Below are 19,405 nucleotides of genomic sequence, written 5' to 3'. Positions count from 1 at the left end.
GAAAGATGAAACAATCAGAAATAAATCAGGCATCATCGGCAGAGCTGCAAGAAAAACTTGCTGAAACAAGACAGGCTTATTCAGACCTGAAGATGGCACACACCATTTCACCGTTGGAGAATCCAATTCAGTTAAGAGCACATCGTAAAACGATTGCACGAATTGCGACAGAACTAACAAAAAGAGACGAACAATAACGGTACGAAGCTGAAAGATGGAAAATAGAAACTTAAGAAAAGAACGTATAGGTGTAGTAACCAGTAACAAAATGGAGAAATCCATTGTTGTTGCCGAGGTGAAAAAAGTAAAGCACCCTATGTATGGAAAATTCGTTTTGAAAACGAAGAAATACGTAGCACACGACGAAAAGAACGACTGTAATGAGGGAGATACTGTAAAGATCATGGAAACAAGACCTTTAAGTAAGACCAAATGCTGGCGTTTAGTAGAAATCATTGAAAGAGCGAAGTAATCATGATACAGCAAGAATCAAGACTAAAAGTAGCAGATAACACAGGAGCAAAGGAAGTACTTTGTATTCGCGTGTTAGGCGGAACCAAGAAAAGATATGCTTCTATTGGGGATAAGATCGTAGTAACTGTAAAAGATGCTACTCCCAACGGACAGATTAAAAAAGGTGCCGTTTCTACGGCAGTAGTGGTACGTACCGTGAAAGAAGTTAGAAGGCCGGATGGATCATACATCCGTTTCGACGATAACGCTTGTGTACTTCTAAACCCTCAAGGGGAAATGAGAGGTACTCGTGTATTCGGTCCTGTTGCCAGAGAGCTTCGTGATAAGCAATTTATGAAAATAGTATCATTGGCACCAGAGGTGCTTTAATACGAAATTAAGATGGGAAAGCTTAAGATAAAATCAGGAGATACAGTTGTAGTTACCACCGGAGAACACAAAGGTTCTGAAGGACGTGTAATGAAAGTATTTCGTGATAAGAACAAAGCAATAGTAGAAGGAGTGAACACGGTAAAGAAACATGAGAAGCCTAGTGCTGCAAACCCTCAGGGTGGAATTACCGAAAAAGAAGCTCCAATTCATATCTCTAACCTGGCATTGATTGATCCTAAATCTGGAGAAGCTACACGTGTTGGGTATAGAATGGAAGATGGTAAAAAAGTACGATTTTCTAAAAAATCGAATCAAGTATTATAGTTATGGGATATTCACCAAGACTTAAAGAAGAATACAAGAGCAGAGTAATTAATGCTCTTACCGATGAGTTCGGTTATAAGAATGTTATGCAGGTACCAAAATTAGAGCGCATTGTAGTGTCTCAAGGTGTTGGTGCTGCCGTAGCAGATAAAAAACTTATCGATAATTCTATAGAAGAATTGACGATGATCACGGGGCAAAAAGCTGTTGCAACTATGTCCAAGAAGGATGTTGCAAACTTTAAACTTCGTAAAGGAATGCCGATCGGGACAAAAGTGACCCTTCGCGGTGAGCGTATGTATGAGTTTTTAGACAGGCTCATTACAACGGCTATTCCTCGAATTCGTGATTTCAACGGAATTAAAGCCACTGGTTTTGATGGAAGAGGTAATTACTCATTGGGTATTACCGAACAGATCATTTTCCAGGAGATCGATATCGACAAGGTTAAGAAGATAGAAGGGATGAACATCACTTTTGTTACTTCGGCCAAAACCGATAAAGAAGCAAAATCATTACTAACTGAACTGGGATTACCTTTTAAAAAGAATTAAGAGATGGCTAAAGAATCAATGAAAGCCCGCGAGGTAAAAAGAGCAAGAATGGTAGCGAAGTATGCCGAAAAGCGCAAGGCCTTAAAAGAAGCCGGTGACTGGGAAGCACTTCAGAAATTACCTAAAAACTCTTCACCTGTTCGTTTACACAACAGATGTAAATTAACCGGTAGACCTAAAGGGTATATGAGACAATTCGGAATTTCACGTGTAATGTTCCGTGAAATGGCAAATAAAGGATTGATCCCGGGTGTTAGAAAAGCAAGCTGGTAAAAATTATTAACTGGTGGAAGGTTTGTTTGCAAAAGGCAGACGAAAACCACTACCGTAACCAAATATAAATGACAACAGATCCAATCGCAGATTATCTAACCAGAGTTAGAAATGCAGTGAAAGCTGGACACCGCGTAGTAGAGGTGCCCGCTTCCAATCTTAAGAAAGAGATCACAAAAATCTTGTTCGATCAGGGTTATATTTTAAGCTACAAATTCGAAGACGAAAAAGGGCCTCAGGGAACTATTAAGATCGCTTTGAAATACGACAAGCTTACAAAAGATCCTGTGATCAAGAAAATGCAAAGAATTAGTAAACCCGGTTTACGTAAATATGCAAGTTCTTCGGATATCCCAAGAGTTCTGAATGGCCTAGGAATTGCCATCGTGTCTACTTCAGCAGGAGTAATGACAGGTAAGCAAGCTGAAGCCCAGAATGTTGGTGGCGAATTACTGTGTTACGTATACTAAAATAAAGACAGCAAAGAAATGTCAAGAATAGGTAATAACCCGGTAGCGATTCCTGAAGGAGTAACTGTAGAAGTTAAAGACAATACGGTAACTGTAAAAGGGAAATTAGGCGAGTTAACTCAGGAATTTGAAGGAGTTAGCGTAAAAGTAGAAGAAGGAAACGTACATGTTGCACGTCCTTCCGATGCAAAAGATCACAGGGCGAAGCACGGATTGTACAGATCATTGATCAACAACATGATCAATGGAGTGTCAACCGGCTGGACCAAGGAGTTGGAATTAGTAGGAGTTGGATATCGAGCTTCTAATCAAGGTCAGAAATTAGATCTGGCTATTGGATTCTCACACAATATTATATTGGATATTGCACCTGAGGTAAAAGTGGAAACTGTTACTGAGAAAGGTAAGAATCCAATAGTAAAATTAACATCTCACGACAAGCAACTGGTTGGGCAGGTAGCGGCAAAGATCCGCGGATTCCGTAAACCAGAACCTTACAAAGGAAAAGGGATCAAGTTTGTTGGTGAACAAATAAGAAGAAAAGCAGGTAAATCTGCATAAGAAATAACGTTATGGCATTATCAAAGAACGATAGAAGGGATCGAATTCGATTCAGAATCAGAAAGACGGTTTCCGGAACTGCTCAACGTCCTCGTTTGGCAGTATTCAGAAGCAACAAGGAGATCTATGCTCAACTTATTGACGATGTATCAGGTACTACGATCACTGCTGCATCTTCAAGAGATAAAGATATTAACGCATCTAAGGTTAATAAGACCGAAGTTGCGAAATTGGTTGGTAAGGCTCTTGCTGAAAAAGCTCAGAAGGCCGGTGTCGAAGCCGTTTCTTTCGACCGAGGCGGATACCTTTACCACGGAAGAGTAAAATCATTAGCTGAAGGGGCTCGCGAAGGCGGTCTTAAATTTTAAGAACTATGTATCAGGACTATAAAAACGTAGAATTAGTAAAACCGGGCGGACTTGAATTAAAAGATCGTTTGGTAGGCGTACAACGTGTTACGAAAGTAACAAAAGGGGGTAGAGCCTTTGGATTTTCAGCTATTGTAGTTGTAGGAGATGAGAATGGTGTTGTTGGACACGGATTGGGAAAGTCCAAGGATGTGGCCAGTGCAATCGCTAAAGCGATCGAGGACGCTAAAAAGAACCTGGTTCGTATTCCATTGAATAAAGCAACGCTTCCTCATGAGCAAAAAGGGAAATACGGTGGAGCACGAGTAACCTTGTTACCGGCTGCGCCTGGTACCGGAGTTATTGCCGGAGGTGCTGTTCGTGCCGTACTGGAAGCAGTAGGTGTACACGACGTACTTTCTAAATCTCAGGGATCTTCAAATCCACATAATGTGGTGAAGGCTACTTTCGATGCGCTACTTCAATTAAGAAGTGCACAGATCGTTGCCAAGCAAAGAGGAATCTCCCTGGAGAAATTATATAAAGGATAAAAAACAGGAAAATGGCAAAGATTAAAGTAACAAAGGTGAAAAGTGCAATTAACCGTACTAAAAACCAAAAACGTACGCTGGAAGCGTTAGGCCTGAAAAAAATAGGTCAGACGGTAGAGCACGAAGACACGCCAAATATTCTTGGTATGGTAACTAAAGTAAAACATTTGGTTTCAGTAGAAACCGCTTAAGAGATATACAATGGATTTAAGTAACTTAAAACCAGCAGATGGTTCTGTCAGCAGACAGGGAAAGCGTTTAGGGCGAGGCCAGGGATCGGGTAAAGCCGGTACTTCAGGTCGTGGGCACAAAGGTGCGAAGTCACGTTCCGGATATTCCAAGAAATTAGGTTTCGAAGGTGGACAGATGCCATTACAGCGTCGTGTTCCTAAATTCGGATTTACTAACATCAACCGCAAGGAGTATCAGGGGATCAATGTTGATACCCTTCAGAAACTAGTTGATGATAAGAAAATAAAAGATACGGTAGACTTCGATACTCTTGTAAGTCTTCGTTTGGCTGGTAAGAACGATATGGTGAAGATCCTTGGAAGAGGAGAATTGAAGGCCAAATTAAAAGTATCTGCACACAAGTTTACTGCCTCGGCGAAAGAAGCTATTGAAGCTGCTGGTGGTGAAGTAGTAACATTGTAATTAAAACGCACCAATGAAGTTTATAGAAACCATAAAGAATGTTTTTAAGATCGAGGAATTACGTAATAGAATCGTAGTTACACTCGGACTATTATTGGTATACCGTTTTGGTGCACAAGTGACATTACCCGGAATTGATGCTTCTAAACTTGCGGAATTCGCAGGGAAGTTTGATGCTGGTGGAATTGGAGGATTACTTAATGCCTTTACCGGTGGTGCCTTCGCAAATGCATCTGTATTTGCTCTGGGGATCATGCCGTACATTTCGGCTTCTATTGTGGTACAGTTGATGCAGATCGCTGTTCCATACCTTCAGAAATTACAGAAAGAAGGAGAAAGCGGTCGTAAAAAGATCAATCAGATTACCCGATGGTTAACCATTGGTATATGTTTGGTTCAGGCGCCTAGTTACCTGGCAGGATTACCGGCTCTTGGAGTGCCGGATTCGGCCTTTGTGATGGTACAGCAGGGAATGGGAACCATGTTCTACGTGTCTTCTGTGATCATTCTGGTAACGGGGTGTGTATTCGCGATGTGGCTTGGAGAAAAAATTACAGACAAAGGAATTGGGAATGGTATTTCAATTTTGATCATGGTAGGTATTATTGCCACATTACCACAGAGTTTTATCCAGAGTGTTGCAGCCAGACTGCAACCAGGAGCAGGTGATGTGATCATGATCCTTATAGAAGTAGTAATCTGGTTTATAATCATTCTCGCATCTGTGATGCTTGTAATGGCGGTTAGGAAGATCCCTGTCCAATATGCAAGACGAACAGCAAGCGGTGGTTATGAGAAGAATATTTTTGGCGCACGTCAATTCATTCCTTTAAAGCTGAATGCATCGGGAGTAATGCCTATCATCTTCGCTCAGGCGATCATGTTCGTTCCTTCTGCAGTTGCCAGTTTATCCGATAGCGAATTTGCTAAAGGAATTCAGGCTACCTTCAGTGATATATTTGGCCTGTGGTATAACGTAGTGTTTGCAATACTAATCATTATTTTCACGTATTTCTACACAGCGATCACGGTACCAACCAACAAGATGGCGGACGACCTAAAACGAAGCGGTGGTTTTATACCAGGTATTAAACCCGGTACAGACACTGCCGAATTCTTAGACAGAGTAATGTCTCAGATCACGCTTCCCGGATCTTTATTCCTGGCTTTGATAGCTGTGGCTCCGGCCTTTGTTGTGAAGCTGATGGGAGTACAGCAGGGATGGGCGTTGTTCTTTGGAGGAACCTCGCTATTAATTATGGTTGGTGTGGCAATCGATACCATGCAACAAATTAATTCATACTTGTTGAATCGTCATTATGATGGTTTGATGAAGTCTGGTAAGAACAGAAAAGCAGTAGCATAATTATGGCAAAACAACCCGCAATAGAACAAGACGGAACTATAGTAGAAGCATTGTCAAATGCTATGTTTCGTGTAGAATTGGAAAACGGTCATATTGTTACCGCACATATTTCGGGAAAGATGCGTATGCACTATATTAAATTATTACCCGGAGATAAAGTAAAACTAGAAATGAGCCCTTACGATTTAACCAAGGCTCGTATAACATACAGATACTAATAGCTATGAAGGTAAGAGCGTCAGTAAAGAAAAGAAGTGCCGACTGCAAGATCGTACGCAGAAAAGGCAGATTATATGTAATTAACAAAAAGAACCCTAGGTTCAAACAAAGACAAGGATAAGTTATGGCAAGAATCGCAGGTGTAGATATCCCGAAACAAAAGAGGGGTGTAATCGCGTTAACGTATATCTTCGGAATTGGAAAAAGCCGGGCAAAGGATATACTTGAAAAAGCCGGAGTTAGTGAAGACAAAAAGGTAAGCGAATGGAACGATGATGAGATCGGTGCTGTTCGTGAGGCCGTTGGGTCTTTCAAGATCGAAGGTGAATTACGTAGTGAAGTGCAATTGAGCATAAAGCGCTTAATGGACATCGGTTGTTACAGAGGTATTCGTCACAGAACGGGTCTTCCTTTAAGAGGACAGCGTACCAAGAATAATTCGAGAACAAGAAAAGGAAAACGTAAAACTGTTGCTAACAAGAAAAAAGCAACTAAATAATACCTAGAGATATGGCAAAGACTAGCCCAAAAGGAAAAGGTACAAGAAAACGTAAGGTTAATGTTGAGTCTGTTGGAGAAGCCCATGTAACTGCTTCTTTCAACAATATCATCATTTCGTTGACCAATAAGAATGGAGATGTGATCTCCTGGTCTTCGGCTGGAAAGATGGGCTTTAGAGGGTCCAAGAAAAATACTCCTTACGCTGCTCAGTTAGCTGCCGAAGACGCAGTAACAGTAGCAAAGGATGCCGGATTACGTAAAGTAAAAGTATATGTGAAAGGACCTGGAAATGGTAGAGAATCTGCTATCCGTTCTATTCACAACGCAGGAATTGAGGTTACCGAGATCATCGACGTAACTCCAATGCCACATAATGGATGTCGTCCTCCAAAAAGACGAAGAGTTTAATAAATATCAACCTGAAGAGAACCTGGAGCTAGAGGATAGTTAAGACCTTAATTTAGCTTCACCTTCAAAATCACTTAAAAATGGCAAGATATACTGGTCCAAAAACTAAAATCGCCCGTAAATTCGGCGAGGCGATCTTCGGAGACGATAAGTCGTTCGAAAAAAGAAATTACCCTCCGGGACAGCACGGGAACAACCGTCGTCGTGGAAAAAAATCTGAATATGCAATTCAGCTTGCTGAAAAGCAAAAAGCAAAGTATACCTATGGTATCCTTGAGCGACAGTTCAGAAATATGTTTAAAAAAGCGACATCATCTCCCGGGATCACCGGTGAAGTGTTGCTACAGTTATGTGAAGGAAGATTGGATAATGTAGTGTACCGTATGGGAATTGCTCCCAGTCGTCGTGCTGCAAGACAATTAGTATCTCACAGACACATCACGGTTAACGGTGAAAAAGTGAACATCCCATCATTCCAGTGTAAACCTGGTGATGTGGTTGCAGTAAGAGAGAAATCAAAATCTCTTGAAGCTATACAGAATTCACTGGCAAACGCCAGTCACGTTTATGAATGGATCACTTGGAATGCTGAAACTATGCAAGGTACTTATGTATCTGTTCCTCAGCGTCTGCAGATCCCGGAAAATATAAACGAACAGTTCATCGTCGAACTATATTCTAAATAATAAAAACAGAGGAATCACACTATGGCAGTATTTAGTTTTCAAAAGCCTGATAAAGTTATCATGATCAACTCGACCGACTTCGAGGGGAAATTCGAATTTCGCCCTTTAGAGCCGGGTTATGGTCTTACAGTTGGTAACGCATTAAGAAGAGTACTACTTTCCTCATTGGAAGGTTTTGCAATTACCTCGGTTCGTATCGAAGGGGTTGACCACGAATTTTCTACCATTGCCGGTGTTGTTGAAGATGTTACCGAGATCATCCTGAATTTAAAACAAATTCGTTTTAAAAGACAGATCGATGAGATCGATAACGAAACCGTAACAGTTTCTGTTTCTGGTGCACAACAATTAACCGCTGGAGATTTTCAGAAGTTTATTTCAGGATTCCAGGTATTGAACCCGGATCTTGTAGTATGCAATATGGATGCAAAAGTGAATCTGAATTTCGAAATTACCATTGAGAAAGGTAGAGGTTATGTTCCTGCTGAAGAGAATAAGAAGGCAAATGCTCCTTTAGGTACCATTTTCACAGATTCTATCTACACCCCGATAAAAAATGTTAAGTATAGCATTGAGAACTATCGTGTAGAGCAGAAGACCGACTACGAGAAACTGGTATTCGAGATCATCACAGATGGATCGATTCATCCTAAAGATGCTCTTACGGAAGCTGCTAAAACGCTGATCCATCACTTTATGTTATTTAGTGATGAGCGTATTACACTTGAAGCCGATGAGATCGCCCAAACCGAGACCTATGATGAAGAATCGCTTCATATGCGCCAGCTTCTTAAAACCAAATTAGTAGATATGGACCTAAGTGTTCGTGCACTAAATTGTTTGAAAGCTGCCGAAGTTGATACCCTTGGTGATCTTGTATCTTACAATAAGAACGACCTAATGAAGTTTAGAAACTTCGGAAAGAAGTCCTTAACCGAGCTTGAAGAATTGGTAAATGTAAAAGGTCTGAGCTTCGGAATGGATCTTTCAAAATATAAATTAGATAAAGACTAATCCATCATATTTTGCTCCTCAAAATGAGTTGTAGCAAGATGATGATTAAACAAAAATGTCATGAGACACGGAAAAAAAGTAAATCATTTAGGAAGAAAGACAGCGCACAGAAGAGCGATGTTAGCTAACATGGCATGTTCCCTAATTGAACACAAACGAATAAATACTACTGTTGCCAAGGCAAAAGCCCTAAAGCAATTTGTAGAGCCGTTGGTAACCAAGTCTAAAGTAGATACTACGCACAATCGACGTATCGTTTTCAGCAAACTAAGACAAAAGGATGCTGTAACCGAACTATTTAGAGATGTGGCTGCTAAGGTTGGAGATCGTCCGGGAGGATATACCCGAATTATTAAACTGGGAAATCGTCTGGGTGATAACGCCGATATGGCAATGATAGAGCTGGTAGACTATAACGAGCTCTACAATGCCGGGAAACCAACCAAGAAGAAATCTACACGTAGAAGCAGACGTGGAGGCGGTGCAAAGGCAGTGGCTCCGGCGACTGAGACAACGGCAACTAAGGAAGAAGAATAAATGAACATTTATTTGTAAATAACTAAGGGATGAGTTTATAAAGCTTGTCCCTTTTTTTATGCTATTTTTGTAAAACTCTTTCAGAAAAATGAAATACCAAAAAAGAAAAAAAGCCATCATTTTACTCGCCGACGGAACCATCTTCCACGGAAAGGCAGTAGCAGGCAGAGAAGGATCTGCGTTCGGTGAAGTATGTTTCAATACGGGAATGACCGGCTACCAGGAGATCTTTACGGACCCCTCGTACTACGGCCAGTTAATGGTAACCACAAATGCCCACATTGGTAACTACGGAACCTTATCGGAAGAAATAGAATCTGAAGGCATTAAGATCGCCGGCCTGATATGTAGAAATTTTAGTTATAATTACTCAAGACCGGCAGCAGACGATTCCCTGGAGTCCTTTCTCAATAAACACGACCTGCTTGCTATTAGTGAAGTTGATACGCGAGCCCTTGTTAATTATATTCGAGATAATGGCGCTATGAACGCGGTTATTTCGACGGAAGTCGACAATATTGAAGGTCTGAAAAAACAACTTGCCGAAGTGCCGGATATGAAAGGTCTGGAGTTGGCCAGCAAGGTCTCCACCAAAGAACCTTATTTTGTTGGCGAACCTTCGTCCACTTATAGAATTGCTGCGCTTGATATAGGTATTAAGAAAAATATCCTTCGGAATCTTGCCAAACGAGATTGTTACATAAAAGTATTCCCTCACGATTCAAGCTTCGAAGAAATGAAGGCATTCGAGCCGGACGGTTATTTTATTTCCAACGGGCCAGGCGATCCTCAACCTCTTTCAGAAGCCATTGAAACTGCAAAAAATATTATCGATTCCCAGGCACCTTTATTTGGTATTTGTCTTGGCCACCAGGTGATAGCGCTTGCAAACGGTATTTCCACCTACAAAATGCATCACGGACATAGAGGGATAAATCATCCTGTTATGAATTTACTCACAGGAAAGGGTGAGATCACTTCACAGAACCATGGTTTTGCGATCAACAGGGAGGAAGCCGAAGCTCACCCTGAAGTAGAGATCACGCATGTTCATCTTAACGATCATACTGCCGCAGGAATCCGAATGAAAGATAAACCTGTCTTTTCTGTGCAATATCACCCGGAAGCAAGTCCCGGGCCACATGATGCCGAATATTTATTCGATCAATACATAGCTACAATAAAAAATAACAAACTAGAAACCGCATGAGCATAATAATAGATATACACGCCAGACAGATTTTCGATTCACGCGGGAATCCAACTATCGAAGTAGATGTAGTTACCGAAAATGGATTCGTGGGAAGAGCTGCTGTTCCGTCTGGAGCATCCACCGGCGAACACGAAGCAGTAGAAATGCGCGATGGAGGAAAAGCCTACATGGGGAAAGGTGTGTTAAAGGCTGTGGAAAATGTAAATGGCAAAATTGCGGGAACATTGTTGGGAGTATCTGTATTCGAGCAGGCAGAGATCGATAAGATCATGATCGAACTTGATGGTACCAAGAACAAATCGAAGTTAGGGGCAAATGCTATTCTTGGTGTTTCCCTGGCGTCGGCTAAGGCGGCAGCCAACGAATTAGGGATGCCATTATATCGATATGTTGGAGGTGTAAATGCTACCACACTACCTGTTCCTATGATGAACATCATCAATGGCGGTTCGCATAGTGATGCTCCAATTGCCTTTCAGGAATTCATGGTGATGCCGGTAAAGGCGAGATCTTTTACGCATGCTATGCAAATGGGTTCGGAGATTTTTCACAATTTAAAGAAAGTATTGCACGATCGAGGGCTAAGCACAGCGGTTGGTGACGAAGGTGGCTTTGCACCTACACTGGACGGTACCGAAGATGCCCTTGATACAATTGCCCTGGCCTGTAAGAAAGCCGGGTATAAACTTGGTGATGAAGTGATGATAGCGTTGGATTGCGCTTCGGCCGAATTCTATGTAAATGGAAAGTACGATTATACCAAGTTTGAGGGTGATAAAGGAAGTGTGAGATCGTCTAAAGAACAGGCAGATTACCTCGCAGAATTATGTGATAAATACCCTATTATATCTATTGAAGATGGGATGGACGAAAATGATTGGGAAGGCTGGAAATATCTTACCGAAAGAGTAGGGGATAAAGTTCAGTTGGTTGGTGACGACCTGTTTGTTACCAATGTGGAGAGGTTAGGACGTGGGATTGATGAAGGAATTGCAAATTCGATCTTGATCAAAGTAAACCAAATAGGAACGTTAACAGAGACCATCAACGCGGTTACCATGGCCCAAAATGCCGGTTATACTTCAGTGATGTCTCACAGAAGTGGTGAAACAGAAGATAATACCATTGCAGACCTGGCGGTTGCGCTTAACTGCGGACAGATAAAAACCGGTTCTGCTTCCCGAAGTGATCGTATGGCAAAGTACAATCAACTATTGCGAATTGAAGAGCAATTATGCGATATTGCTTATTATCCACAGCGAAAAGCATTCAAGATCTAGTCTATCTTTTATAGAATTTAAAGCCCTGTAAATCACAGGGCTTTTTTTGTCATAGATTATTAATCTACAAAGTAAATGTTTAAGGAATTTTTAACCTAGATGGCTGCCATTATGTTAAAAAAATAGCTGGATATTTCGTAAATTAGCATTCCTTACGAAAATCACATTTTTCAAATCATAAATATGTCAAAAACTGCTACCCTAATCATAGATGGGACTTCCTACGAGTTTCCAATTGTTGAAGGAACCGAAAACGAACTAGCTATCGATATAAAATCACTTCGTGCCGATACAGGAGGTGTAACTACAATTGATCCGGGATTCAAGAACACAGGTTCATGTGAAAGTGCTATAACTTTCCTCAATGGTGAAGAAGGAATCTTAAGATACCGTGGATATGCGATCGAAGAACTTGCCGAAAAGGCCGATTTCCTGGAAGTTGCGTATTTATTGATATTTGGAGAATTACCTTCAGCAGAAAAATTGCTTAAATTCCATAATGATATCCGAGCACAGTCCAGAGTTGATGAGGATGTGAAGAAAATTTTAGATGGCTTTCCAAAGTCTGCACATCCAATGGGAGTATTATCATCGCTAACTTCTGCTTTGGTAGCATTTAATCCTTCCTCGGTTAATGTGGATAGTGAAGAGGAAATGTACAATGCCATCGTTCGAATATTAGGGAAATTCCCGGTACTTACTGCCTGGACTTATCGCAAGAGAGCCGGCTTACCTTTAGATTATGGGGATGCTTCTTTGGGCTATGTGGACAATTTTCTGAAAATGATGTTCAAGCATCCTAACGATGAATATAAATCTAATGAGGTAGTAGTAGATGCCCTCGATAAATTATTAATCCTACACGCAGACCACGAACAAAACTGCTCCACCAGCACGGTGCGTATTGTGGGCTCATCTCATGCCGGCCTGTTTGTTTCTATCTCTGCCGGGATTGCTGCCCTTTGGGGGCCACTTCACGGAGGGGCTAACCAGGCTGTGATCGAAATGCTGGAAGCAATAAAAGACGATGATGGGGACACCAAGAAATATATGGCCAAAGCCAAAGATAAGAGCGATCCCTTCCGTTTGATGGGATTTGGTCACAGGGTATACAAGAATTTCGATCCAAGAGCTCGTATAATTAAGAAGGCAGCAGACGAAGTTCTGGCAGATCTGGGTGTGGAGGATCCGGTATTGGATATCGCCAAAGGACTCGAAAAGGAGGCCCTGGAAGATCCCTATTTTGTAGATCGCAAGCTTTACCCGAATGTTGATTTTTATTCGGGGATAATCTATCGGGCTATGGGGATACCTGTCGAAATGTTTACCCCAATGTTCGCCTTAGGGCGCTTACCAGGATGGATCGCACAATGGCGTGAAATGAGATTGAGAAAAGAACCTATCGGCAGACCAAGGCAGGTTTATATAGGAGAGAATTTGCGAAAATTCAAAGACATTGAAAATCGATAAGAACTTAAAAAAATATAAAAAGCATCCTCATAGAACGGATGCTTTTTTATTTTAGGGTCCCCTGTTTAACTTCGGCAATAGAATGTCATGATAGTCGCCTTAGAAGTTGATTTCACATAACGTCTGCCAGCTGGATATTTTACTTCTTACTATTGTATCCAGGAGTGGTGTTTAAGACTAGTTTTGACTGTAAAATCTCCTTCCCTTTTTCTATCTTTGCCGCATGCTAACACTTCATATTACCGACGAGATATCACCTTTAAAAGCCGTCGTTCTTGGATCGGCCAAAAGCAACGGCCCTACTCCTTCAGTGGAAGATGCGTACGACCCTAAATCCAGGGAACACATCCTGGCCGGTACTTACCCTTCAGAAGAAGATATGGTAAACGAAATGGAAGGGGTGGTAAAGGTCTTACAGAAGTATGGTGTGAAGGTTTTTCGGCCGCACGTACTGGAAAACTACAACCAGATATTCGCGCGAGATATTTCCTTCGTGATCGAGGATAAGATTATTATCGCTAATATCTTACCGGACAGAGAAAGGGAGATCGATGCGACAGAACATGTATGGAGTCATGTTGAGAAATCATTCCGAATTATCCTACCCGATGCCTGCCATGTGGAAGGAGGAGATGTGATGCCATGGAACGATCATATTTTTGTAGGAACCTACCGAGGAGATGATTATGCAGATTATATAACCGCACGCACCAATATGAAGGCTGTGGAGGCACTTCAAAATTTGTTTCCACATAAAAAAGTGAAGTCGTTTAATTTGCGAAAATCCAATACAGATCCTCGCATGAACGCACTCCATTTGGATTGTTGTTTTCAACCCATAGGAAAAGGCAAAGCGATCATACATAAAGAGAGTTTCCTGGAGGTAGAGGAGTATGAGTGGTTGGTTAATTTCTTCGGAAAAGAAAACTGCTTTCATATCACGACCGATGAAATGGCAAGTATGTTTAGTAATATCTTCTCAATTTCTCCAGACGTAATTATTTCAGAAAGAAATTTTACCAGACTGAACGACTGGCTTCGTACCGAGGGATTTACCGTGGAAGAGGTTGCTTACGGAGAGATCGCCAAACAGGGCGGACTATTAAGATGTAGTACCATGCCTTTGGTAAGGGAAGGATAGAAAAGATCATTGATCGGCAATTCGCCGTTGAGATCGCCCTAACTTTCTGAATATAAAAAAGGAGATCACTACTAATAACAGTAGTGAAATAATCAACACGGTTGGTATTAGGCCTTTGTCTTCATTCTTTTCATTATCCGGCATTGAACTTACATTTTTTATATAGCTATCGTAATTGAAAAGTACTTCCTTACCTCCGTTATCCGATAATTTTATTATTTGAGGACCTTCATAGCCATTGTCCATCTTTACTTCCAGGATATATGCAGCTCCATTATAAATGGTTATTCCATTAGGAAACCAATCACCGTCCGAGACGTAGAATGTCTCCGAAACTCCTTCCTCGTTAAACTTAATAATACGTTTTCCCGCTGTTTCGGCTATATATAACCAACCCTCATCATCTTTTCCTATCCCTAGTAGTACATCGTTATGCTTATCGTATTTTCTACCCAGTTTGCTAATTAAGTTCGTGGCGATCACCGAACCTTCACCATTTTTATCAATTTTTATCACTGCTCCATTGTCACGGCCAATATCAGGTGCATAGACATTGCCGGACCGATCGCTGAAAACTGTCTGGTTCCATTCGAACTTGAAATTGGATAATTTACTTTTCTTACCATCCGGGCTAATGCGCCAGAGATAGTTAGAAATTCCAAAAATGATATCGCCGTTCATGGTGTAGGTACAATTTCCACCATTGAAATCCTCAAAATTTTGTGTAGTGTACAGGGTGTCTGTAACCCTATTTTCTATAATCCTTACAAGGGTGTGATGACCTTCACCATGAGCGGTTACCAGAGCACCCCTAGAGTCCAGGCTAACGTTGTGGGAGTGAAAATCGCCCAGCAACAATTCTAATTTCCCGTCTATACGTAATTTCCATATAGAACCTCGACCATTGTGAAAGATATCGGCGAAATAAATATTCTCTTCAGAATCGACAACAATGCCCCAACTGGGATGCGCCATCAACAGACTGTAAAAATTTGCGGCGATTAATATCAGGAAGGTCAGGATGAACCTTTTCATGTTTACTTTAATTTACGATCGCTTTAATAACCTTAGCCGGATTACCTCCAACGAAGACATTCTCCGGTACATCTTTGGTCACCACGGCACCAGCCCCAATAACCGCGCCATTTCCTATAGTTACTCCCGGACAGATGATCGCGCCCCCTCCCAGCCATACATCTTTTCCAATAGTTATTTCTTTAGCAAATTCTCTTCCCGAATTTCTGGCATTAGATTCCAGAGGATGTGTGGCCGTATAAATTTGAACGTACGGACCAATCATTACATTATTACCAATTGTCACCGGCATTACATCCAGGATGCAACAATTAAAATTTAAAAAGACATTATCTCCTAATATGATATTGTAGCCGTAGTCACAATAGAAAGGGGGTTCAATATTCACATTTAAACCGGTGGATCCCAATAACTCTTTCAATAAGATATCGCGTTCCGCTTTGGCGGATTCGGGTAGCCGGTTGAACTTCTGAAATTTCAGACGTGCTTCAAATCGCTCCTGAATAAGTTGTGGGTTTGAAGGGTTATACATCTCACCCCGCAGCATCTTGTCCTTTTCGGTCATTGTTTTTGTTTAAAGTTATCATTTTTTATCCTAATGATTAAAGTAACTATATTGTAAGTCATTGAAAGATGTAATGTCTCTTTATTAAAAAATTGTTATGAAGAAATTTCTATTTATTGTGTTTTTAACAAGTAGTTGTTTGATAAACGCCCAGGGTAGGTTAGACGGGTTTTATCGCGGAAACAACAACGGATCCTTAGTGATGGGTCTTGGATTTGAAGACGGTCAAAAATATTTTGCCGGTGAATCCACAGCTAAACTGGATCTCTCCAGAAGTGTGTTCTATTCGAGTATTTTTGGTGCCTATGGAATCACAGATCATCTGGACGCCAATGTTACCATTCCTTACATTGTAAGTGATGATAATGCCAATTTTCAGGACATTGCCATCTACTTAAAATATCGTGTGGCAGTGGTGTCTACCTCATCGGGCCGCCTGGAGTTTAGTATCGGTGGAGGCTTTGCAACCAATCTAACAGAATACGACCTGGGAGGGCTCAATGACATCGGGCAGCAGGCCACAGTGATCGACACCCGGGGACTTATTCATTACCAATGGAATAGCGGGTGGTTTGCCACAGCACAAAGTGGTTTCTCATTTAAATCGAACCCTACTCCTAATAGTATTCCTTTTACGTTCAAAACGGGGAAGGCAACATCGAACTGGTACTACGACGTTTACTACGATTTTCAGCATTCGTTTGGTGGCACAGACTATCTAAGTACTCCACCACCACAGGATTTCAGGAATTTTGGTGTAAACTTTCAAAAAGTAGGGGGTACAATTTACAGGCCGTTTTCAGCTAGTTTTGGGGTCTACGCCAGTTTATCGTATGTCTTTGATGGAAGAAATATTTTCAAAGGACCAGGATATGGAGTAGGAGCCGTGTATAACTTTGGCGGAAATTAGTCCAATACAAAATAGAATCCGCCGGAGATGAGGCTATACTTTAAACCGGAATCTCGCTCATATTGATCGAACTTGAGGTCTATACTTTTCAAGCCTAATTTCCATATTCTGAATTTTGTAAATATGTCGGTATACGTTATTCCTAATCCATATTGATTCGCAGCGTAATTTGAAAGGTCATAATCTGATGTATAGAACTGCGATGTAGACAGGTGTTGATTGTATGGGGCAAAATAATCGGCGGCCGTCTGGCTGTAGTAACGATAAGTAGGATAAATCGTGAATCTATCTGATAATTTTACGGGGATCTCGATACTGGCAGTATGAGAATTGATTCCCCAATCGTCGAAGTAGTATCGATAATAAGTGCGGAGCACGAAAATTTCGTTGATATAATAATTAAGTCTACCGCCTATCGCCACTTTAAAGCGAGTATCCGGAAGCCTTTCAATGTCATCTCCAAGATGAAAGTTTTCAATGAAGGAGTCGGCCATATCACTAAAATATACCCGTTGAAATGGGGTGGATAATTGCCCCTCTTGTTTTACCAGATCCAGGGCCAATGAGCCTTGCATTCGATCACTTAGAATTTGAGAAAAACCAAAACCAACCGAATACGAGTTTCGTCCTTTACCGTCCAGAGGGACAAAGCCAGGGTTGTAATTAGGGTTTCCGGTTATTGTGTAATTATTAATATTGAAATCGTCCTCGTCATCACCTCCCGATGATCCTCGGAATTCGATAGGATATATAAGCGACCAACTATCAATGTAAACATTGGCACTTATACTAATTTCCGTATTTTTTTCATTGAAAAGTTTGGAATAGCTACCACCTACACCCACCGAGAAATAATCATATTCGGTGGATACGGATACCTTTAGCGACCAAATATCGTTTCGGTCGTCACTGCTATGGCTGTAAGATCCGGTTAAATTCCCCCATACGTCGCCAGACGAAGCACCGGAAGAGGCTACAAAGGGATCTGCAAGACCACCGGCGTCGAAGGGATTCACATTACTTGAGGAAGCAGAGGTATAGGCCGAAATTCCAAAATCGATGGTGAGAACGTCATCATCGTTGAGAGGGATAGATACTACTATGGTGGGGGTGATATCGGTTAATTCCTCAGTACCAATTCCACCACTAACGGCTGCATTAGATCCATCCTGAGTATAATAACTCATGAGGAAATCAACTTCGGCTGTTTCCAGCACTCTCTTCTTATAGGTTGAGGTACTGTCCTGGGCCATTGCGATAAAACCGGATAGCAGGAGGCTTACAATTACAAATTTCTTCATTAAGGTTTCTTAATTACATCCACAACCACCTCCTGTTTTTCCGCCGTTAGCACCGGCAGCTGCCTCCCGATAGGCTTGTGCGTTCAGTTCGAATCGCTTGATCTTTTTATCGCTTAACGCCATATCCGGATCATTCAGCTTAACCTTTTCGTATTCGCGCACCACCACACAGGATGATAAATTAAGGGCCAGTAGAATAAGTAGGGATAATTTTTTCATTGTTTGTTAAAATCTATGTTTTGGGAGCTAACTATTTTTCCTTCAGAATCAATTAATATGCATTCTATCCCGTCCAGCTGATTGATAAAATCCAGGCCGGTCTCAATTCCCATAACAAAAACCGATGTAGCCAAAGCATCGGCCAGCTCGGCGCTGGGAGCAAAAATAGTTGCGCTTATCATACCAGACGCTGGGTATCCGGTTCGGGGATCAATTATGTGAGAATATCGAATCCCGTTAAAGGTGACATACTTTTCGTAATTACCCGAAGTAACCACTGCACCGTCGTTTACAGGAAGTAAGGCAAAAGCATTGTTTTTATTTAAGGGATTAGTAATAGCGACTTTCCATTCGCTGCCATCGGGCTTTACTCCCCAGGTATTCATATCGCCGGAGGCATTGATAATTCCTCCTTTTACACCTTCGGAGATAAGTTTGTTCTTAGCCATGTCTGCAGCGTAGCCCTTGCCAATCCCTCCAAAGCCTATTTTCATTCCGTCTAGTTTTAAAAGAACTGTTGTATCAGATCTATTCAAGTCTATATTGTTGTAACCCACATTACGCACAGAAGATCGAATAGTTTCTTCGGAGGGCATGGTTGTCATACTTCCGTCGAACTTCCAAATTCGATCCATGGATGCATACGAAATATCGAAGGCTCCATCTGTGAGTTGAGAAATTTTAATCGATCGATCAATAAGATTGAATAATTCCCGGTCTACCCAAACAGCTTTACTTCCGGCTTCTTTGTTTATCGCAGAGGTTTGTGAATGAGGGTCCCAGCTGGAGATGAGTTTTTCGATGCGAGTGATCTCGAACACGGCAAGATCAATGTAACCGTCCGCCTGTTCTTTATTTTCGGCAACGACCGTGATCTCAAAACGACTTCCCATTAACTTTAAGGTACGCTTATAGATGTCTTGTGCAAACAACGGGGCTGACAGCAGTAAACAGAGTAAT

The 19,405-nt window shown here is 41.5% G+C and carries 30 protein-coding genes; 25 read left to right on the top strand and 5 right to left on the bottom strand.

From position 1 onward, the window contains the following. The first annotated feature begins 5 nt into the window (after nucleotides 1–5). The 24 genes from rpmC (at nucleotide 6) to C5O00_RS02240 (ending at nucleotide 14,415) form a co-directional block, all read left to right on the top strand. The gene (gene rpmC / locus C5O00_RS02355; protein WP_105214604.1) at nucleotides 6–197 is read left to right on the top strand and encodes a 50S ribosomal protein L29; all 192 of its coding nucleotides are present in this window, start codon (nucleotides 6–8) and stop codon (nucleotides 195–197) included. Between the two features lie 17 nt (nucleotides 198–214). Further along, nucleotides 215–472: a 30S ribosomal protein S17 gene (gene rpsQ, locus C5O00_RS02350; RefSeq protein WP_105214602.1), complete on the top strand. Its 258-nt coding sequence runs from the start codon at nucleotides 215–217 to the stop codon at nucleotides 470–472. Nucleotides 473–474: 2 nt separating this feature from the next. After that, nucleotides 475–843, top strand: a complete 369-nt coding sequence (gene rplN, locus C5O00_RS02345; protein WP_105214600.1) for a 50S ribosomal protein L14 — start codon at nucleotides 475–477, stop codon at nucleotides 841–843. Nucleotides 844–855: 12 nt separating this feature from the next. After that, nucleotides 856–1,170: a 50S ribosomal protein L24 gene (gene rplX / locus C5O00_RS02340; RefSeq protein ID WP_105214598.1), complete on the top strand. Its 315-nt coding sequence runs from the start codon at nucleotides 856–858 to the stop codon at nucleotides 1,168–1,170. A 2-nt stretch (nucleotides 1,171–1,172) separates the two neighbouring features. Beyond that, nucleotides 1,173–1,724, top strand: a complete 552-nt coding sequence (gene rplE, locus C5O00_RS02335) for a 50S ribosomal protein L5 (protein WP_105214596.1) — start codon at nucleotides 1,173–1,175, stop codon at nucleotides 1,722–1,724. Nucleotides 1,725–1,727: 3 nt separating this feature from the next. Beyond that, complete coding sequence (gene rpsN / locus C5O00_RS02330; RefSeq protein WP_105214594.1) at nucleotides 1,728–1,997, top strand: 30S ribosomal protein S14; 270 nt, start codon at nucleotides 1,728–1,730, stop codon at nucleotides 1,995–1,997. 68 nt (nucleotides 1,998–2,065) lie between these two features. Next, on the top strand, nucleotides 2,066–2,467 hold the full coding sequence (gene rpsH, locus C5O00_RS02325; protein ID WP_105214592.1) for a 30S ribosomal protein S8: 402 nt from the start codon (nucleotides 2,066–2,068) through the stop codon (nucleotides 2,465–2,467). An 18-nt stretch (nucleotides 2,468–2,485) separates the two neighbouring features. Beyond that, entirely contained in the window at nucleotides 2,486–3,028 is a 543-nt protein-coding gene (gene rplF / locus C5O00_RS02320) for a 50S ribosomal protein L6 (RefSeq protein ID WP_105214590.1), read from the top strand. Between the two features lie 11 nt (nucleotides 3,029–3,039). Next, nucleotides 3,040–3,396 carry a 50S ribosomal protein L18 gene (gene rplR / locus C5O00_RS02315; protein WP_105214588.1) on the top strand — a complete coding sequence of 119 codons (357 nt, stop codon included), beginning with the start codon at nucleotides 3,040–3,042 and terminating at the stop codon, nucleotides 3,394–3,396. Nucleotides 3,397–3,401: 5 nt separating this feature from the next. After that, complete coding sequence (gene rpsE, locus C5O00_RS02310; protein WP_105214586.1) at nucleotides 3,402–3,926, top strand: 30S ribosomal protein S5; 525 nt, start codon at nucleotides 3,402–3,404, stop codon at nucleotides 3,924–3,926. A gap of 11 nt (nucleotides 3,927–3,937) precedes the next feature. Next, entirely contained in the window at nucleotides 3,938–4,117 is a 180-nt protein-coding gene (gene rpmD, locus C5O00_RS02305) for a 50S ribosomal protein L30 (RefSeq protein WP_105214584.1), read from the top strand. Between the two features lie 10 nt (nucleotides 4,118–4,127). Further along, on the top strand, nucleotides 4,128–4,580 hold the full coding sequence (gene rplO / locus C5O00_RS02300) for a 50S ribosomal protein L15 (protein WP_105214582.1): 453 nt from the start codon (nucleotides 4,128–4,130) through the stop codon (nucleotides 4,578–4,580). Between the two features lie 13 nt (nucleotides 4,581–4,593). Beyond that, a complete protein-coding gene (secY, locus tag C5O00_RS02295; RefSeq protein WP_105214580.1) occupies nucleotides 4,594–5,946 on the top strand; it encodes a preprotein translocase subunit SecY in 1,353 nt (450 codons plus the stop codon). Between the two features lie 2 nt (nucleotides 5,947–5,948). After that, the gene (gene infA / locus C5O00_RS02290) at nucleotides 5,949–6,164 is read left to right on the top strand and encodes a translation initiation factor IF-1 (RefSeq protein ID WP_034259287.1); all 216 of its coding nucleotides are present in this window, start codon (nucleotides 5,949–5,951) and stop codon (nucleotides 6,162–6,164) included. 5 nt (nucleotides 6,165–6,169) lie between these two features. Beyond that, complete coding sequence (ykgO, locus tag C5O00_RS02285) at nucleotides 6,170–6,286, top strand: type B 50S ribosomal protein L36 (protein ID WP_013305171.1); 117 nt, start codon at nucleotides 6,170–6,172, stop codon at nucleotides 6,284–6,286. A gap of 3 nt (nucleotides 6,287–6,289) precedes the next feature. Continuing rightward, a complete protein-coding gene (rpsM, locus tag C5O00_RS02280; protein ID WP_105214579.1) occupies nucleotides 6,290–6,664 on the top strand; it encodes a 30S ribosomal protein S13 in 375 nt (124 codons plus the stop codon). 11 nt (nucleotides 6,665–6,675) lie between these two features. Next, complete coding sequence (rpsK, locus tag C5O00_RS02275; protein ID WP_105214577.1) at nucleotides 6,676–7,074, top strand: 30S ribosomal protein S11; 399 nt, start codon at nucleotides 6,676–6,678, stop codon at nucleotides 7,072–7,074. Nucleotides 7,075–7,154: 80 nt separating this feature from the next. Continuing rightward, nucleotides 7,155–7,760, top strand: a complete 606-nt coding sequence (rpsD, locus tag C5O00_RS02270) for a 30S ribosomal protein S4 (protein ID WP_105214575.1) — start codon at nucleotides 7,155–7,157, stop codon at nucleotides 7,758–7,760. A 21-nt stretch (nucleotides 7,761–7,781) separates the two neighbouring features. Further along, complete coding sequence (locus C5O00_RS02265) at nucleotides 7,782–8,774, top strand: DNA-directed RNA polymerase subunit alpha (protein ID WP_105214573.1); 993 nt, start codon at nucleotides 7,782–7,784, stop codon at nucleotides 8,772–8,774. A 60-nt stretch (nucleotides 8,775–8,834) separates the two neighbouring features. Then, nucleotides 8,835–9,311, top strand: a complete 477-nt coding sequence (rplQ, locus tag C5O00_RS02260; RefSeq protein WP_105214571.1) for a 50S ribosomal protein L17 — start codon at nucleotides 8,835–8,837, stop codon at nucleotides 9,309–9,311. Nucleotides 9,312–9,399: 88 nt separating this feature from the next. Beyond that, nucleotides 9,400–10,521 (top strand): glutamine-hydrolyzing carbamoyl-phosphate synthase small subunit, encoded by a 1,122-nt coding sequence (gene carA / locus C5O00_RS02255; protein ID WP_105214570.1) that lies wholly within the window; start codon nucleotides 9,400–9,402, stop codon nucleotides 10,519–10,521. Continuing rightward, nucleotides 10,518–11,804 carry a phosphopyruvate hydratase gene (gene eno, locus C5O00_RS02250; RefSeq protein ID WP_105214569.1) on the top strand — a complete coding sequence of 429 codons (1,287 nt, stop codon included), beginning with the start codon at nucleotides 10,518–10,520 and terminating at the stop codon, nucleotides 11,802–11,804. The genes carA and eno overlap by 4 nt, the downstream gene beginning before the upstream one ends. Before the next feature lie 183 nt (nucleotides 11,805–11,987). Beyond that, nucleotides 11,988–13,274 (top strand): citrate synthase, encoded by a 1,287-nt coding sequence (locus C5O00_RS02245; protein WP_105214568.1) that lies wholly within the window; start codon nucleotides 11,988–11,990, stop codon nucleotides 13,272–13,274. Nucleotides 13,275–13,497: 223 nt separating this feature from the next. Further along, entirely contained in the window at nucleotides 13,498–14,415 is a 918-nt protein-coding gene (locus tag C5O00_RS02240) for a dimethylarginine dimethylaminohydrolase family protein (RefSeq protein ID WP_105214535.1), read from the top strand. A 6-nt stretch (nucleotides 14,416–14,421) separates the two neighbouring features. On the opposite strand, the gene C5O00_RS02235 is transcribed toward C5O00_RS02240, so the two are convergent. Both C5O00_RS02235 and C5O00_RS02230 read right to left on the bottom strand, forming a co-directional pair. Next, a complete protein-coding gene (locus C5O00_RS02235) occupies nucleotides 14,422–15,450 on the bottom strand; it encodes an NHL repeat-containing protein (protein WP_105214534.1) in 1,029 nt (342 codons plus the stop codon). Between the two features lie 7 nt (nucleotides 15,451–15,457). Continuing rightward, complete coding sequence (locus C5O00_RS02230; RefSeq protein WP_105214533.1) at nucleotides 15,458–16,015, bottom strand: sugar O-acetyltransferase; 558 nt, start codon at nucleotides 16,013–16,015, stop codon at nucleotides 15,458–15,460. Between the two features lie 97 nt (nucleotides 16,016–16,112). Between C5O00_RS02230 and C5O00_RS02225 the strand changes: the two genes are divergently transcribed. Further along, nucleotides 16,113–16,925: a hypothetical protein gene (locus C5O00_RS02225; RefSeq protein ID WP_105214532.1), complete on the top strand. Its 813-nt coding sequence runs from the start codon at nucleotides 16,113–16,115 to the stop codon at nucleotides 16,923–16,925. Here C5O00_RS02225 and C5O00_RS02220 read toward each other — a convergent pair. The 3 genes from C5O00_RS02220 to C5O00_RS02210 are packed head-to-tail and all read right to left on the bottom strand — an operon-like array spanning nucleotide 16,922 to nucleotide 19,338. After that, nucleotides 16,922–18,226, bottom strand: a complete 1,305-nt coding sequence (locus tag C5O00_RS02220) for a DUF3570 domain-containing protein (protein WP_105214531.1) — start codon at nucleotides 18,224–18,226, stop codon at nucleotides 16,922–16,924. The two genes, C5O00_RS02225 and C5O00_RS02220, sit on opposite strands and share 4 nt — an antisense overlap. Before the next feature lie 9 nt (nucleotides 18,227–18,235). After that, nucleotides 18,236–18,445, bottom strand: coding sequence for a DUF4266 domain-containing protein (locus tag C5O00_RS02215; protein ID WP_105214530.1), 210 nt, complete (start codon nucleotides 18,443–18,445; stop codon nucleotides 18,236–18,238). After that, on the bottom strand, nucleotides 18,442–19,338 hold the full coding sequence (locus C5O00_RS02210) for an FAD:protein FMN transferase (RefSeq protein WP_105214529.1): 897 nt from the start codon (nucleotides 19,336–19,338) through the stop codon (nucleotides 18,442–18,444). The genes C5O00_RS02215 and C5O00_RS02210 overlap by 4 nt, the downstream gene beginning before the upstream one ends. Nucleotides 19,339–19,405 lie beyond the last annotated feature (67 nt).

It is taken from the genome of Pukyongia salina, from assembly GCF_002966125.1.
Taxonomy (GTDB): Bacteria; Bacteroidota; Bacteroidia; order Flavobacteriales; family Flavobacteriaceae; genus Pukyongia; species Pukyongia salina.
This window is presented reverse-complemented; position numbering and strand designations above follow the sequence as displayed.